The 15,699-nt window shown below is 59.0% G+C and carries 14 protein-coding genes; 9 read left to right on the top strand and 5 right to left on the bottom strand.

From position 1 onward, the window contains the following. Window positions 1–17: 17 nt before the first annotated feature. From HG264_RS16040 to HG264_RS16000, 9 genes are all read left to right on the top strand, one after another. Window positions 18–194 (top strand): hypothetical protein, encoded by a 177-nt coding sequence (locus tag HG264_RS16040; RefSeq protein WP_150301413.1) that lies wholly within the window; start codon window positions 18–20, stop codon window positions 192–194. Further along, window positions 184–3,126, top strand: coding sequence for a sensor histidine kinase (locus tag HG264_RS16035; protein WP_169408545.1), 2,943 nt, complete (start codon window positions 184–186; stop codon window positions 3,124–3,126). Before HG264_RS16040 ends, HG264_RS16035 begins: the two co-directional genes overlap by 11 nt. A 31-nt stretch (window positions 3,127–3,157) precedes the next feature. Beyond that, on the top strand, window positions 3,158–4,573 hold the full coding sequence (locus HG264_RS16030; RefSeq protein WP_169408544.1) for a sigma-54 dependent transcriptional regulator: 1,416 nt from the start codon (window positions 3,158–3,160) through the stop codon (window positions 4,571–4,573). An 825-nt stretch (window positions 4,574–5,398) separates the two neighbouring features. Continuing rightward, entirely contained in the window at window positions 5,399–6,778 is a 1,380-nt protein-coding gene (gene pcnB / locus HG264_RS16025) for a polynucleotide adenylyltransferase PcnB (RefSeq protein WP_169408543.1), read from the top strand. Between the two features lie 3 nt (window positions 6,779–6,781). Further along, window positions 6,782–7,288 carry a 2-amino-4-hydroxy-6-hydroxymethyldihydropteridine diphosphokinase gene (folK, locus tag HG264_RS16020; protein WP_169408542.1) on the top strand — a complete coding sequence of 169 codons (507 nt, stop codon included), beginning with the start codon at window positions 6,782–6,784 and terminating at the stop codon, window positions 7,286–7,288. Between the two features lie 159 nt (window positions 7,289–7,447). After that, complete coding sequence (gene panB / locus HG264_RS16015; protein WP_169408541.1) at window positions 7,448–8,242, top strand: 3-methyl-2-oxobutanoate hydroxymethyltransferase; 795 nt, start codon at window positions 7,448–7,450, stop codon at window positions 8,240–8,242. A gap of 4 nt (window positions 8,243–8,246) precedes the next feature. Next, a complete protein-coding gene (gene panC, locus HG264_RS16010) occupies window positions 8,247–9,098 on the top strand; it encodes a pantoate--beta-alanine ligase (RefSeq protein ID WP_169408540.1) in 852 nt (283 codons plus the stop codon). 258 nt (window positions 9,099–9,356) lie between these two features. After that, window positions 9,357–11,300: an acetate--CoA ligase gene (acs, locus tag HG264_RS16005; RefSeq protein WP_169408539.1), complete on the top strand. Its 1,944-nt coding sequence runs from the start codon at window positions 9,357–9,359 to the stop codon at window positions 11,298–11,300. Window positions 11,301–11,386: 86 nt separating this feature from the next. Beyond that, on the top strand, window positions 11,387–12,568 hold the full coding sequence (locus tag HG264_RS16000; protein WP_169408538.1) for an acetyl-CoA C-acetyltransferase: 1,182 nt from the start codon (window positions 11,387–11,389) through the stop codon (window positions 12,566–12,568). A 62-nt stretch (window positions 12,569–12,630) separates the two neighbouring features. On the opposite strand, the gene HG264_RS15995 is transcribed toward HG264_RS16000, so the two are convergent. The 5 genes from HG264_RS15995 to HG264_RS15975 form a co-directional block, all read right to left on the bottom strand. Then, entirely contained in the window at window positions 12,631–13,035 is a 405-nt protein-coding gene (locus HG264_RS15995) for a DUF2784 domain-containing protein (protein WP_169408537.1), read from the bottom strand. Between the two features lie 12 nt (window positions 13,036–13,047). Further along, complete coding sequence (locus tag HG264_RS15990) at window positions 13,048–13,458, bottom strand: lysozyme inhibitor LprI family protein (RefSeq protein ID WP_169408536.1); 411 nt, start codon at window positions 13,456–13,458, stop codon at window positions 13,048–13,050. A gap of 163 nt (window positions 13,459–13,621) precedes the next feature. Further along, window positions 13,622–13,993, bottom strand: coding sequence for a DUF1622 domain-containing protein (locus HG264_RS15985; protein ID WP_169408535.1), 372 nt, complete (start codon window positions 13,991–13,993; stop codon window positions 13,622–13,624). Window positions 13,994–14,028: 35 nt separating this feature from the next. After that, complete coding sequence (locus HG264_RS15980) at window positions 14,029–14,181, bottom strand: hypothetical protein (protein WP_178102822.1); 153 nt, start codon at window positions 14,179–14,181, stop codon at window positions 14,029–14,031. A gap of 519 nt (window positions 14,182–14,700) precedes the next feature. After that, window positions 14,701–15,615: a class I SAM-dependent methyltransferase gene (locus HG264_RS15975; RefSeq protein ID WP_178102838.1), complete on the bottom strand. Its 915-nt coding sequence runs from the start codon at window positions 15,613–15,615 to the stop codon at window positions 14,701–14,703. Window positions 15,616–15,699 lie beyond the last annotated feature (84 nt).

Raw genomic sequence — 15,699 nt, 5'->3', positions numbered from 1 at the left:
TTCGATACGGAAGCGTCATGTATATTTACCGATTGGTACTGTTGCTGGTAATCGGCATCTACCTGTTTTCCCCTGCAATCATGGACTGGTGGATCGAGCCCCAGGGCGCCTGGTATCGCCCCTATGTTCTATGGTTGATTCTGATCATTGCCGGCATGCTTCTGCAAAGCCCAAAGGACACTGATGAGCTTTGATCTGGGACTGCTGCTGCTTATCAGCGTCGTCTACCTGCTTGCCCTGTTCGGCGTCGCCTGGATCACTGAAAAGAGCATGCTGCCCCGTGGCGTGCTGCATCATCCAGCGGTGTATACGCTCTCGCTTGGCGTCTATGCCAGCGCATGGGCCTTCTATGGCACTGTGGGTCTGGCCTACCAGTATGGTTACGGCTTCCTTACCTACTATCTCGGGCTGTGTGGCGCTTTCCTGCTCGCGCCGGTGCTGCTGAACCCGATCCTGCGCCTGACCCGTACCTACCAGTTATCCTCGCTGGCCGACCTATTCGCGTTCCGCTTCCGTAGTACCTGGGCCGGCACACTGACCACTATCCTCATGCTGATCGGCGTGCTACCGCTGCTGGCCCTGCAGATCCAGGCAGTGGCCGATTCCGTGCAGATACTGACCCGCGACCCGACTCAGCATTCGATTGCCCTCGGCTTTTGCGTGCTGATCACCCTGTTTGCCATCCTGTTCGGCGCACGGCATATATCCAACAGAGAGAAGCACGAAGGCCTGGTCATGGCGATCGCCTTCGAATCGCTGGTCAAGCTCATCGCCATCGGCGCCGTAGGCCTTTATGCTTTGTTCGTGGTGTTCGATGGCCCATCCGGGCTGGAAGACTGGCTGGCGAATAATCAGCAAGCTTTGAAAACCCTGCATACGCCGCTTCAGGAAGGGCCTTGGCGGACTCTGCTGCTGGTGTTCTTCGCAGCCGCCATCGTCATGCCGCACATGTATCACATGGCTTTTTCGGAGAACATCAACCCCAGGGCGCTGGCTACGGCCAGCTGGGGGTTACCGCTATTTCTGTTGCTGATGAGCCTGGCGGTGCCACCCATTCTCTGGGCCGGCCTGCACCTCAACGTCTCAACCAACCCGGAATATTTCACGCTGGGTCTGGGGGTGGCAGCCGGAGCCGACTGGCTGACGTTGCTGGCCTACGTGGGCGGCTTGTCCGCAGCCAGTGGCCTGATCATTGTTGTCACCCTGGCGCTTTCCGGCATGGTGCTTAACCATATTGTGTTACCGGTCTACCAACCCAGCGCCGATAACAACATTTACCGCTGGCTACGCTGGACCCGGCGCACATTGATTGCAGCCATCATCATGGCCAGTTACGGTTTCTACCGCATGCTGGGTGCGGAACAGGACCTGGCCAACCTGGGCATCGCCTCGTTCGTCGCCACACTGCAGTTTCTGCCAGGCGCGCTGTCGATACTCTATTGGCCACAGGCCAATCGCCGGGGCTTTATCGGCGGTCTGCTCGCCGGCATGCTGGTCTGGGTCGTCACGCTGCTATTACCGCTGGTCACTGAACTGCGCAGTCTTGCGCTGTTCGGTCTTGTACTGGATTTCCACGAAGATACCTGGCATTTCGCGACCATCGCCTCGCTTGCGGTGAATATCGTGGTGTTTACCCTGATTTCACTGTTTACCCAGCGTTCCAATGAGGAGCGCAGCGCGGCCGAAGCCTGTTCCGTGGATAACGTCAGCCGCCCGCAGCGTATGGAACTGGTTGCCAATTCGCCGCAGGAATTCGCCCAGCAGCTGGCCAAACCATTGGGCAACAAGACCGCGCAGAAAGAAGTGGAACAGGCGCTGAACGACCTACAACTGCCCTTCGATGAACGCCGCCCCTACGCGCTCCGCCGCCTGCGCGATCGCCTGGAAGCCAACCTGTCAGGCCTGATGGGTCCGGCCGTCGCACAGGAAATGGTTGAAACCTTTCTGCCCTTCAAACTGGCGCGCGATGGCTATGTCACCCAGGACATACACTTCATCGAGAATCGACTGGAAGACTATCACTCGCGGCTGACCGGTCTGGCCGCAGAACTCGACGCCCTGCGCCGGTATCACCGCCAGACATTGCAGGATTTGCCGATGGGCGTATGTTCGCTGGCAAAGGACAGCGAAGTATTGATGTGGAACCGCGCGATGCATGCGCTCACGGGGATCGAAGCAGACAGCGTTATCGGTTCTCGCCTGGCGAATCTGCCCGCACCCTGGAACAGTCTGCTGGAGCGCCTGGTGGCGGACCAGTCAGCGCACCTGCATAAACAGAAACTGGTCATCAACGGCCATACCCAATGGCTCAACCTGCACAAGGCAGCGATCGACGAACCAGGCAATCTGGGCAGCGGCCTGGTGCTGCTGATCGAGGACCAGACCGAAACCCAGATGCTCGAAGACGAACTGATCCATTCCGAGCGGCTCGCATCCATCGGCCGTCTCGCCGCCGGCGTCGCCCATGAGATTGGCAATCCGATCACCGGCATCGCCTGCCTCGCTCAGGAAATGCGTGAGGAATCGGCTGAACCGAATACCCGGGAAATGGCTGAGCAGATCCTGGAGCAGACCCGGCGCGTGTCGCGTATCGTCCAGTCCATGGTTAATTTCGCCCACGTCGGCAGCCGCCACAACAATGCCAACGAACCCGTTGACCTGGCCGCCTGCACGAGTGAAGCAATACATCTTCTGTCACTCAGCCGTAAGGGCCCCGATGTCAGATATGTTAGCCTGTGTAATCCGGACCATCTGGCAGCCGGCGACAGTCAGCGACTGGTGCAGGTATTGATCAATCTTCTGGGCAACGCCCGGGATGCCAGTCAGGACGGAGACACCATCACAATAAAAACTGTACAGGACGAACATCAGGTCCTGCTCACGGTTGAAGATCAGGGTAGCGGAATCGACAAGGCGATCATGGCGCGCCTGTTCGAGCCGTTTTTCACGACCAAGGAACCCGGCACGGGCACTGGCCTCGGACTGGCACTGGTCTATTCCATCATTGAAGAACATTACGGGCAGATCACCATTGATAGCCCGATCGATGCAGCAACCATGCGTGGCACGCGGTTCACTATTACCCTGCCCCGCTATAGCGTATTGGGTAACGGCACCAGTGCCTGAACAGGCCGGGCCGTGATCACAAGAGGTAGATATGTCACATATTCTGGTTGTTGAAGACGAAACCATCATCCGCTCGGCATTACGACGGTTGCTGGAACGCCACCAATACCAGGTCAGCGAAGCGGGCGCAGTTCACGAAGCTGTCGAGCGCTATAACCTCGATGACTTCGACCTGATTATCAGCGACCTGCGGCTGCCCGGCGAACCCGGCACCGAGCTGATTGCCCGGGCGTCCTCGACCCCTGTGCTTATCATGACCAGCTATGCCAGCCTGCGCTCGGCGGTCGACTCGATGAAGCTGGGCGCGGTGGACTACATCGCCAAGCCCTTTGACCACGAGGAAATGCTGGCTGCGGTTGCGCGGATCATCGAAGACCACAGCAAGCGATTGACTCAGCCTGAAGCAGACGCTGCGGCAGCTGACGCTGACGGCGAGGCGGCTACAGTGGGTGATATGGGCATCATCGGCAGCAGCCCGTCCATGCAAACGCTGTTCAAGCGGATCGGCAAGGTTGCCCCCACTGACTCAACCGTCCTCATCCAGGGTGAATCCGGTACAGGCAAGGAGCTGGTTGCCCGCGCCCTGCACGAGCACTCGCGCCGGATCAAAGCCCCGATGATCTCGGTGAACTGCGCGGCCATCCCCGAAACTCTGATCGAATCCGAGTTGTTTGGCCACGAAAAAGGCTCTTTTACCGGCGCCACAGCCGGACGCACCGGCCTGGTCGAAGCCGCTGACGGCGGCACCCTGTTCCTCGACGAAATCGGTGAGCTGCCACTGGAAGCCCAGGCGCGACTGTTACGCGTATTGCAGGAAGGCGAGATACGCCGGGTCGGCTCGGTACAATCACACAAGGTCGATGTGCGGCTGGTCGCGGCTACCCACCGGGATCTGAAAACACTGGCCCGTCAGGGTCTGTTCCGTGAGGATCTCTACTACCGGCTCAACGTTATTGAGCTGCGCCTGCCGCCACTGCGCGAGCGCGGCGACGACGTCATGCTGATCGCCGAAGCGCTACTGCGCCGGGCGGCCAGAAAGATGGGGTTGAGCGGCCTGCACTTCAGCCGCGAAGCGGCGCAAAGCATTCGCCTGTATAACTGGCCGGGCAACGTCCGCGAACTGGAAAACGCCATCGAGCGTGCTGCAATCCTGTGTGACGAGGACGAAATATCGACGGATCTGCTGGGCATTGACCTGGACCCCGAGTACCAACGCGCGTCAGAGGCGACCAGCGCGCTCGAAACCATGCGCCATTCCGCGCCCAAACCGCAGCAGGATCCCACTGAAGACCTGTCACTGGAGGATTACTTCCAGCACTTCGTCCTCGAACATCAGGAACACATGACCGAAACGGAGCTGGCAAACAAGCTGGGCATCAGCCGCAAATGCCTGTGGGAGCGCCGTCAGCGTCTCGGCATCCCGCGCAAGAAAACCGCCAGCAGCTAGAAACGCCATCCACAGACCCGCTTCGTCCTGGCGGGTCTGTTACCTGTTACCTACCCCACCCCCACAAACTGTTACCTCCAATCCGGACTTACGTAACACCCGCACGGGTTGATTGGTAACAACCCCGCTCCCGGCACGCTTTGCCACCAAAGCATAAACAACTAACTGATTGATTTAACAGGGCTTTCAAAACCTGGCACGGCTAATGCTTTATATCCAGTACAACAACAATAAAAACCAACGACACATAACAAAAACAACATTTGCTCTCACCACAACAAAAACAAAACGTGCGGGCGTAGCAAACTGATTTTTTTGGAGAGTGGGAACTCTTTTAGCGAACAGGACGTTCGATTGGATTCGAGAACAATAAAAGTTGCCCAAGCAACCTACCGTTCCAATGCCGAAGAGGCCTGAGTCGCACACCTAAGCTTCCAAAGCAATCCGTTTGTTTTTGGACAACCCGGGATGGGTAAACCATAAGGCGACTTTGTCGCCTGTGTCTAAAAACAACAACAGCTCGATTCAAACAATAATAAAAAACACCATTAGGGGGAGCGCATACTCCCCTTGAGCTTTATTTCCCTTCCTTACAATTCCTCCTTCATCACGCTAGAATACTCCTCTATTAAAAACAGGCAACACTACCGCCTTTGCCCGGATCGCTTTGCTGGCACGCTCATGCCCAGCGCCATCGCAACGGCCACGTATGCCAAAGTAACCCACATTTTTTTCCCTGGGATCTGCTGACGTCGCGGTACGTCGCGACGGAACGCCAAGCGATCTGGCCCTGGACGGAAATATGCCGGTGGAATACCTGCCCCTATGATTCGAAAGCTGTTGCAAAAGATCCCCTACCCCTTCGGTCGTCCCGCTCGACGGCGCACGACGCCTGCCATTATCCCCGCCAGCCAGCACAACCTAAGCCGCGAGCGGATGAACAGGAATGCCGTAACAGTAGTGGATCGCTTGCAGCAGGCTGGCTACGAAGCCTTTGCAGTAGGCGGATGCGTGCGTGACCTGCTGCTAGGTATGGAACCGAAAGATTTCGATGTAGCAACCAGCGCCACGCCCGAACAGGTACGTGCAACCTTTCGCAACTCGCGGCTGATTGGCCGCCGATTCAAACTGGTGCATGTCCATTTTGGTCGCGAGATCATCGAAGTCGCTACCTTCCGTTCCAGCCATGGAGAGGAATCGGCCGACGGCGCAGTGCAGAGTGACGAGCATTCGCGCCAGAGTGAAACCGGACGGCTGCTGCGCGACAACGTTTACGGCACGCTCGAACAGGACGCGCAACGCCGCGACTTCACCATCAACTCGCTGTACTACGATGTGCGCACCGGCAATATTCACGATTTCGCCAATGGTCTGCGCGACATCCGCAACGGTGAGATCCGCCTGATTGGCGATCCGGTACAGCGCTACCATGAAGACCCGGTACGTATGCTGCGGGCGGTGCGCTTTGCTGCCAAGCTGAACTTCGAGATCGAGCCCCACAGCGCAGCCCCTCTGGTAGAAATGTCCGAGCTGTTACACGACATTCCCGCTGCGCGCCTGTTCGATGAAAGCCTCAAGTTGTTGATGAGTGGCCAGGGCGAACAGACTTTTGAGCTACTTCACCATCACGATTTGTTCGCCCCGCTATTCCCGGACACCGATGAAGCCATCGAGGATAATCCGGAATACACCCTGAAGCTGATTCGCCATGCGTTACGCAACACCGACGACCGCATCCGCGAAGGCCGACCGGTAACGCCTGCTTTCCTGTTTGCCGCCCTGCTCTGGCCGGCGTTGCCCAACCGCATTGAGGAACTGGAAGAACGCGGCATACCCAGCATTCCGGCCCACCAGCAAGCGGCGCACGAACTGGTGTTCGAGCAATGCCGGCACACCGCGATACCCAAACGCTTCAGTGTTCCCATGCGCGAAATATGGGACCTGCAGCCCCGCCTCGAACGCCGTAACGGGCGCCGCGCCGATCAGATGCTGGAACATCCGCGCTTTCGCGCAGCCTATGACTTCCTGTTACTGAGGGAAGCCGCCGGTGAGCAGACTGACGGCCTAGGCGAATGGTGGACCCGCTACCAGAGCGCTACCGAAGAGCAACGACGCAGCATGATTCGCGGCCTCGGCGACAAGAGTTCAGGACCCAAGCGTCCGCGTGGCCGCCGCAAACGCAAACCCCGCGCCCAGGCCGACTAACCCATGTCTGAACGGTGTTTCATCGGGCTTGGCAGCAATCTGGCCGATCCTGTCGCGCAGATCGAGAGTGCCTGCGAAGCGCTCAGCCGGCTATCCGGCGTCAGGCTGCGCGCACGATCATCGTTGTACACCAGCGCGCCTCTCGGGCCTCAGGACCAACCGTCCTATACCAACGCAGTGGTCATGCTCGATTCCCAACTGCAACCCGAAGCCTTGCTTGATGCTCTACAGGCCATCGAGCAACAACAAGGACGCGTACGCAAAGCCGAACGCTGGGGTCCGCGCACGCTGGATCTTGATATATTGCTGTACGGCAACCGGGTCATTGATACGCCACGGCTGCAGGTTCCGCATTACCATATGCATGCCAGACCCTTCGTGCTCTACCCTCTTGCCGAGCTGGATGCCCACCTGGTAATGCCCGACGGCAGACCCTTGCGTGATTGGCTTCAGGCCTGTCCGATGCAGGGTATCGAGCCTATCGCTGACAGCGCAAAGACCTATTGCTGATGAACCGGGACTGCTGCTGCAACGCCAGAGCTATAATTGGCCTGGAACAGATTCAAGACAAGGATCCCACCCGTGGAGAACACAGGGTTGTCGGGAAAAACAACATGGACAGTAACTGCGGATATAATCGCCCACCAATCCTAATCACTGGGACCAACCATGCCTGACGTAACTCTGACGACGCTCAACAAGCTCAAGCGGAATGGCGAAAAGATTGCCTGTCTGACTGCATATGATGCGACTTTCGCGCATATGGAATGCCAGGCCGGTGTAGAGGTCATACTGATTGGCGATTCATTGGGAATGGTCCTGCAGGGACACGATAGCACCCTGCCCGTGGCCATCGACGACATGGCCTACCACACCCAGTGCGTCAAACGCGGTAACCAGGGCGCGCTGATCATGGCTGACCTGTCTTTCATGACCTACGCCACGCTGGACCAGGCCTTGGCCAACAGCGCCCGGCTGATGCAGTCAGGCGCACATATGGTCAAGATCGAAGGTGGGAGCTGGCTCGCCGAATCGGTGACTACCCTGGTTCGCAACGGCATCCCCGTCTGCGTGCATTTGGGGCTGACACCGCAGACGGTCAATGTGCTCGGCGGCTACAAAGTGCAGGGCCGCGAAGAGGCGCAAGCAAAAGCGCTACTGGCCGATTGCAAGGCACTTGAAGCCGCCGGCGCCAGCATGCTGCTGCTTGAGTGCGTTCCCAGCAGCCTGGCGGCGGAAATCACCCGCTCGGTGAATGTTCCGGTTATTGGGATTGGCGCAGGCAGCGAGACCGACGGCCAGGTACTGGTCGTTCACGATATGCTCGGGCTGTCGCTTACCGGTCGTACACCAAAATTCGTGAAAAACTTCATGACCGGGCAACCGGATATCCAGTCAGCAGTCCGCGCCTATGTCGAAGCGGTCAAGGCTGTCGAATTCCCTGCGGCCGAACACGAGTTCTGAACAGATGAACACCGTACATACCATTGCTCAGCTACGTGCTGCCGTTGCCCGGGCGCGCCAGGAAGGCAAACGCATCGGACTGGTGCCCACCATGGGCAACCTGCACGACGGCCACCTCGCGCTGGTGGAAAAAGCGTTGCAAAGCACCGATTACGTGGTGGTCAGCATTTTTGTGAACCCGCTGCAGTTCGGCCCCAATGAAGACCTCGACAGCTACCCACGTACGCTGGCAGCGGACCAGAGCAAGCTGCTGGACGTCGGCGCCAATCTCGTGTTCGCTCCGACGCCCAAGGAGATGTATCCGGAGGGCATGGACGGGCACACCCGCATCAGCGTCCCGCTGGTATCCGAAGGTCTGTGCGGGGCCAGCCGTCCCGGACACTTCGAAGGCGTCGCCACCGTGGTCAGCAAATTGCTCAATATGACGCAACCAGACCTCGCCGTCTTCGGCAAGAAGGATTACCAGCAGCTGGCGGTGATCCGCAAAATGGCGCACGACCTGTGCATGCCGGTGCAGATCATGGGCGAGGCCATCGTGCGTGATGCCGATGGTCTGGCGCTCTCCTCCCGCAATGGCTTTCTGACTGCTGATGAAAGACAGATTGCGCCCAGGCTGTACCAGGTATTGAAACAGGTCGCCGAGCAGATCCAGAGCGGTCAGCGTGACTACGCGGCGGTCCTCAGCGAGGCGCAACAGCAGCTTTTCGAGGCAGGTATGCGGCCCGATTATCTGGAGCTGCGCGACTCGGTGACGCTTAAGCCGGTGGACGCCGACAGCAAGCAACTGATCGTACTGGCAGCGGCATACCTTGGCACGACCCGGCTGATCGATAATCTCAGTTTTGAATTGAACTGAGTGCGCCCCCAGCTGCCGGTACACACCGGCAGCTGCACCCCTCCTGAACTACACTCCAACAGACTCGAGCCCCGCTCTGCGGCGGCCTGCGCGTATTGACTGCAAGCCGGATATCTTCTGTCATCGTGGTCATATCAGACCAAAGAAGGGTTGAAGCAGTTGTTTTTATCGGCAAGTCTTGAGCCATAGGGTTCTGTCACGCGACAGGCTGCCAAAGGCCTGACAGAGCCCGCCGCCAATAACAATAGAGGACTGTCCATGTACAAGATCGAGAACCACAAGATATCCGAAGCTGCCCGCCTCAACACCCATGCTGACGAAGCCACCTACAACCGGCTTTATAAGCAGTCGATCGAGCAGCCTGACGAATTCTGGGCCGAGCAGGCCAAGCGCTTTCTCGATTGGGACCAGCCCTGGTCCAAGGTACATGAAAGCGACATGAACAAGGGCGAAGCGGCCTGGTTCATTGGTGGCAAGCTCAACGTCAGCAGTAACTGCATCGATCGTCACCTGGCGACCCGCGCGGACCAGGTCGCCATCATCTGGGAAGGCGATGACCCTGCCGATTCCAAGAACATTACCTACCGCGAGCTGCACGAACAGGTCTGCCGGCTGAGCAATGTGCTCAAGGCACGTGGCGTGAAAAAGGGTGATCGGGTATGCCTGTATATGCCGATGATTCCGGAAGCTGCCTTCGCCATGCTGGCTTGCGCTCGTATCGGCGCCGTGCACTCGGTGGTATTTGGTGGTTTTTCCCCTGACGCGGTACGCGACCGCATCCTTAATGCCGATTGCCGTGCGGTCATCACCGCCGACGAAAGCGTGCGTGCAGCCAAACGGGTACCCTTGAAGCAGAATGTCGACAAGGCTCTGGCGGAGTGCCCCAACGTGCACACCGTGATTACCGTGCAGCGCACCGGTGGCGATATCGAGTGGAATGAATCACGCGACATCTGGTACCACGAAGCGTGCGCAGGCGTCAGTGCCGACTGTGCCCCCGAGCCGATGGACAGCGAAGATCCGCTGTTCATTCTCTATACCTCAGGCTCGACCGGCCAGCCCAAGGGCGTGCTGCACACTACCGGCGGCTACCTGCTCGGCTCGGCCATGACTCACCACTACGTATTCGACTACCACCAGGGCGAAGTGTACTGGTGCACGGCCGACGTCGGCTGGGTCACCGGACATTCATATATCGTTTATGGGCCGCTGTGCAACGGCGCCACTACATTGATGTACGAAGGCGTGCCGACTTATCCGGACGCGTCCCGCTGCTGGGAAATCATCGACAAGCACCAGGTCAATATCTTCTATACCGCCCCTACCGCTATCCGCGCGCTGATGGCCAAGGGTAATGAATATGTCACCAAGACCTCCCGCGCCAGTCTGCGTTTGCTCGGCAGCGTGGGCGAGCCGATCAACCCGGAAGCCTGGGAGTGGTATTACCACGTGGTGGGCGATATGCGCTGTCCGATCGTGGATACCTGGTGGCAGACAGAAACCGGCTCCATCATGATTGCCCCCCTGCCTGGCGCCACCGATCTCAAGCCTGGCTCGGCAACCCGTCCGTTCTTTGGCGTCGAGCCGGCGCTGATGGACCCCGACGGTAACGAACTGACCGGGCCCGCGAGCGGCAACCTGGTTATCAAGCGTTCCTGGCCGAGCCAGATCCGCACCGTCTATGGCGACCACCAGCGCCTGATCGACACCTATTTCAGCACCTACAAGGGCGTCTATTTCACCGGCGACGGCGCTCGCCGGGACGAAGACGGATATTACTGGATTACCGGCCGGGTCGATGACGTGCTCAACGTATCCGGACATCGAATTGGCACCGCCGAAGTGGAAAGCGCTCTGGTATTGCATGATGCTATCGCTGAAGCGGCTGTTATCGGCTGCCCGCATGACATCAAGGGCCAGTGCATTTACGCCTACATCACGCCGATGCACGGGGTGACGCCCAGTGATGAACTGGTTCAGGAAGTGCGAGCATTCGTCGCCGAACAGGTCGGCGCATTCGCCAAACCGGATTTCCTGCAGTGGGCACCCGGACTTCCGAAAACCCGCTCGGGTAAAATCATGCGCCGCGTTCTGCGCAAGATTGCCTGCGATGAGCTCGACACCCTGGGTGATACCTCGACCCTCGCCGATCCGTCGGTTGTCGATGACCTGATCAAGAACCGGCAGAACAAGCCGTCCTGATACATTTTAGCGGTGACCGGCAGTTGCCTTGAGTGACTGCGAACGCTACTCTGGTCCTTTTCAGAACGGGACCAGAGGAGTCGTTCATGCAAGACGTTGTAATTGTTGCCGCCACCCGTACCGCCATCGGTAGCTTTGGTGGCCAATTTGCCAATGTTCCGGCCCACGAACTGGGTGCTACCGTCATTCGGACGCTACTGCAACAGTCCGGAATAGACCCGGCAAGCGTGGACGAAGTAATCCTCGGTCAGGTACTGACGGCTGGCTGCGGCCAGAACCCCTCCAGACAGGCGGCCATTCTCGCTGGCCTGCCCCATGCCGTCCCGGCAATGAATCTGAACAAAGTATGCGGATCAGGGCTCAAGGCGCTGCATCTGGGCGCGCAGGCCATTCGTTGCGGTGACGCTGAGGTGATCATTGCCGGTGGCCAGGAATCCATGAGCCTGTCTCCCCACGTGCTGCCCAACTCCCGTACCGGCCAACGCATGGGCCATGGCAAGCTGATCGACACCATGATCAACGACGGCCTGTGGGATGCCTTCAACAACTATCACATGGGCATTACTGCCGAGAACCTGGTCGATAAATATCAGATCAGCCGAGAGGATCAGGACGCCTTCGCTGCAGCCTCCCAGCAAAAAGCGGTCGCCGCTCAAGAGTCCGGTCGTTTCGACAAGGAAATTACCCCCGTCAGCGTACCGCAGCGTAAGGACGAGCCCCTGCAGATCATCAAGGACGAGCAACCGCGCCCCGGCACCACCACTGAGTCACTGGGTTCATTGCGCCCTGCCTTCAAGCCCGACGGCTCGGTTACCGCGGGCAATGCATCCGGTTTGAACGATGGCGCTGCCGCAGTACTGATGATGAGCGCGGCCAAGGCCGAAGCGCTGGGGCTGCCTGTACTGGCGAAGATAGCCGCGTACGCCAATGCTGGTGTCGATCCGGCTATCATGGGCATTGCGCCGGTCTCGGCTACGCAGCGCTGCCTGAGCAAGGCCGGCTGGACGATCGAGGATCTTGACCTGATCGAAGCCAACGAAGCCTTCGCAGCCCAGGCGCTGGCGGTCAGCCGTGAACTGAAATGGGACATGGACAAGGTAAACGTCAACGGCGGTGCTATCGCGCTGGGTCACCCCATCGGTGCATCTGGCTGCCGGGTACTGGTGACACTGCTACACGAAATGCTCAACCGGGACGCAAAAAAAGGCCTCGCGACACTCTGTATCGGTGGCGGTCAGGGCGTTGCACTCGCACTGGAACGGGACTGAAACAGATAGAAGTAAAGAGTATGCGCCAGTGCAACGCTGGCGCATCCACGCCGTCTGTCACCTCAGCGCCGCTTGAAGCGTGGCGGAAACCACCAGAACGTCGCTATTACCATTAGCCCGAACAACGTATACAGAGTCACGAACACCCACTCTGGTGCGTTGTAATACAGAACGCTTTGCAGCCAATGTTCGATAAATCCGCCCTGATAGCCCTCAGCGCCAGCCTGTTGGCGCAACCAGGTTTCCAGTGTGGTCACCGGGCAGACGACGCCCAGCCAAGCCTCGGCAACAACCACCACAATCGTGCCCACATGAGCCAGCCGAAACCAGAGATTGTTGACCCATGCCCAGTGGAGCAGGTTGCCCAGGATGATAATGACCAGACCCAGGACGACGAAGGCGACCAGCATGACATGGGTAATCAGTACGATGTCAGCCAGGGTCTGATAGAGGTTCCAGCCGTCCATCGTGGCTCCCGGCTACCTGTCCAGCGAGGGTTCCGGCAACACCGGCTCATCATCCGAACTGGCGAGATAGACTTCCCATATGTCATGCGTGCGTCGCCGGGTATGGTCGAGCAGGCAGGTACCAAGCATGGCGCCACGCACCGTGCCCTCGTGCCACAAATCATAGACCGCCAGACAGTGGCTGTCGCGATACCGTACCCAGGCTCCCTGGGCAACTTCCATGGTAACCACCGCATCGGCGCGCTCGGCGTGCAGCGTACGGCTCGCCTCCAGATAGCGGCTGAGCACGCCCTCGGCCTTTTCAACCTCGGCGTGGATGCAGGTGTTCAAGGCCGCAGTGTCTTCGGCGTCCTTGCAAAGCTCTTCCGCCAGGGCGAGGCCCGGCAGCAACAGGAATAACCCTGCCAGCCATTCTTTGTTCATCGAGGCTCCTCGGATCGATTCTGGTCTGCGACCCGTCTGCTCCAGGATGACAGTAACGGGGCGGGGTCAACAGACGCTCAGGCGGGTATTACACCGTACCCGGCCCACAGGAGCAACGCGGACCGGCGGCTTGCTTGCGTAAGCCAGTACAGTTTCACATCGATCAGGACGATTCCGTCTCTTCCTTGGGGTTCATCTGCCAGGGCCACTTGCCGGTCAACTCGACTTCGAGCGTGAAACTCAGGAACGCGCGCACCAGCACGATGACAATCAAGACCCCGACATTCTCGAATGACAGGTCCACTGCGACAGTCAACATGATGTCCGCAGCGATCAGAAACTCGAGCCCCAACAATATCCCCCGACCGAGCCGCAGCCGTACCTCGCGGAAAATGGTCTCGGTTTCATGTCGGTGATAGACCATATGCACCATGGCGATGATCACCGAATAAAAGGCGGCGCCTGCGATGATCGCAATCCCGATCCCTCCTACAGCAATCGCAGTGAAGTCAGCAACGGGTCTGAGCACTTCCATTGAACGGTTCTCCAGTAAAAAGACGGGGCGCTAGATCAGCAGTCGGCGGGCAAGCGGGTATCCAGCTGATAATAGTCTGATGACATGTCGATCATGAACGGACGGATAAAAGGCTTTTCGCCCTTGTCAAAATCGTCCGGCACCAGCGGTTCTGCCTGCGCCTGGGCCCACGCGCCTATTTTGGCCACTGGCTTGGGCAGGGTCAGGGTTTGCCATTTTTCTGCACCGTGAATCAGCTCGCCCAGGCGGAACCACCGGTAATCACGACAAGGGGCTTGCGGTCAGGTGCCTGGCTCTCCGTCATGCTGTCGAAACCCTTCCAGAGAAGACATTTCAGCCTGCACTCCGACGGTTACGCCGCAGGAAAGGCCCTAGGGTCTGTTGACGTTTAGTCGCGAGCCGCGTTGCTGGGGCAAATTACGCCAGACCGAGCGGCGGTCCCAAGGCGCGGGACGCAGGTAATGATTGCTCCCTTGCCGAGTCGCGCAACGCCGCATGGCGTAATTTGCCACGCAACCCCAAGGGCCGGGGCCCGTTCGGCGCAGCACTGCGTTACTCGTCGCTCATTTGGAACAACCAAATTACGTTCCTCGCGCCTTGTGCTGCGCCAAACAGGTCTCCGTCGCGGCCGCGTCAGAACGTCAACAGACCCTAAACTCGTGACTCGCACGTCCGGATAAAGTTGCACCTGCTGGTGTGGGTGGGGCTTAGCGATCCAGGGTCAGCACCAGCCCTACCGCTGCAATGCGCTCGACCTCCGCATAGGCCGGTTTCAGCAATTCCTCGCCGAACACATCGGGGTCGATCTCCTGGTAGCGCCAGCTGCATGGCTGAGCCGCCAGACGTTGGTGCAGACCTTCGCGAAAAACGTCGCGCCCTGCCACGATCGCAACGCCGGTATAGAGCACCAGACTGCCGCCGGGGGCCAGTCGCTCCAGCGCTGCGCTGACAATTCGCTCAGACAGCCCCGCACCCAGCGTACCGCCGCCATGCCGGTAGGCCCGCTCCTGCGAGTCCATCATGTAAGGCGGGTTGGCGACAATCAGATCGAAGCTTCCCTCGACATCATCCAGCAGATTGCTCTGCGCCGTGCGGACGTTGTCCAGCCCCGCCAGCTCAGTGTTGATGGCTGCCATACGCAACGCCTGCGGGTTGATATCGACCGCCAGCACATCCGCATCCGGGCACGACCCGGCCACCAGCATCGCGCCGGCGCCCGAGCCGCAGCCAATATCGACTGCGCGGCGCACCGAGCCGGCATTGTCTGCCAGGTACGCCTGGATAAGCCGCGCGAAGCGGTAGGTGTCCGGACCGAAAAATACCGCATCCGCCGAATCAGTTGGGTAGGCCGAATGCGCGCACAACCAGTTGCCCAGACTGGACCAGCGCACCCTGCTTCGCCATGCCTCGCCTTTGTGGCCCAGAACCCCCGCCTGGTCCATCAGTTCAAACTCGTCAGCACTGACCTGATCCTCTCTGAACGACCGGCTCCAGCCAAAAATATCTCTGAGATCACGGACCGGACGGTCTGTCATCCGCTTCAGATAATGCTGATGAGTCTCGGGCGTGACGGCGACGAAGCGGTAATCCACCGATTGCAGATAGCGTCCGAGCGCCAGCATGCCCTGCGCAGTATCCGGCGCCTCTGCAGACGAGTCGCAATCAATCGATGGCGCAGGCGACAGTTTCATGGTCATTAGTGAATC

The sequence above is a fragment of the Pseudomonas sp. gcc21 genome, from assembly GCF_012844345.1.
Taxonomy (GTDB): domain Bacteria; phylum Pseudomonadota; class Gammaproteobacteria; order Pseudomonadales; family Pseudomonadaceae; genus Halopseudomonas.
Note: the sequence above shows the minus strand (reverse complement) of the source record. Positions and strands in the feature narration are given on the sequence as shown.

Bases quoted from the DNA above. Each gene is read 5' to 3' on its own strand.
- HG264_RS16040 (WP_150301413.1), top strand. From the start codon at position 18: ATGTATATTTACCGATTGGTACTGTTGCTGGTAATCGGCATCTACCTG.
- HG264_RS16035 (WP_169408545.1), top strand. From the start codon at position 184: ATGAGCTTTGATCTGGGACTGCTGCTGCTTATCAGCGTCGTCTACCTG.
- HG264_RS16030 (WP_169408544.1), top strand. From the start codon at position 3,158: ATGTCACATATTCTGGTTGTTGAAGACGAAACCATCATCCGCTCGGCA.
- pcnB (WP_169408543.1), top strand. From the start codon at position 5,399: ATGATTCGAAAGCTGTTGCAAAAGATCCCCTACCCCTTCGGTCGTCCC.
- folK (WP_169408542.1), top strand. From the start codon at position 6,782: ATGTCTGAACGGTGTTTCATCGGGCTTGGCAGCAATCTGGCCGATCCT.
- panB (WP_169408541.1), top strand. From the start codon at position 7,448: ATGCCTGACGTAACTCTGACGACGCTCAACAAGCTCAAGCGGAATGGC.
- panC (WP_169408540.1), top strand. From the start codon at position 8,247: ATGAACACCGTACATACCATTGCTCAGCTACGTGCTGCCGTTGCCCGG.
- acs (WP_169408539.1), top strand. From the start codon at position 9,357: ATGTACAAGATCGAGAACCACAAGATATCCGAAGCTGCCCGCCTCAAC.
- HG264_RS16000 (WP_169408538.1), top strand. From the start codon at position 11,387: ATGCAAGACGTTGTAATTGTTGCCGCCACCCGTACCGCCATCGGTAGC.
- HG264_RS15995 (WP_169408537.1), bottom strand. From the start codon at position 13,035: ATGGACGGCTGGAACCTCTATCAGACCCTGGCTGACATCGTACTGATT.
- HG264_RS15990 (WP_169408536.1), bottom strand. From the start codon at position 13,458: ATGAACAAAGAATGGCTGGCAGGGTTATTCCTGTTGCTGCCGGGCCTC.
- HG264_RS15985 (WP_169408535.1), bottom strand. From the start codon at position 13,993: ATGGAAGTGCTCAGACCCGTTGCTGACTTCACTGCGATTGCTGTAGGA.
- HG264_RS15975 (WP_178102838.1), bottom strand. From the start codon at position 15,615: ATGCTGGCGCTCGGACGCTATCTGCAATCGGTGGATTACCGCTTCGTC.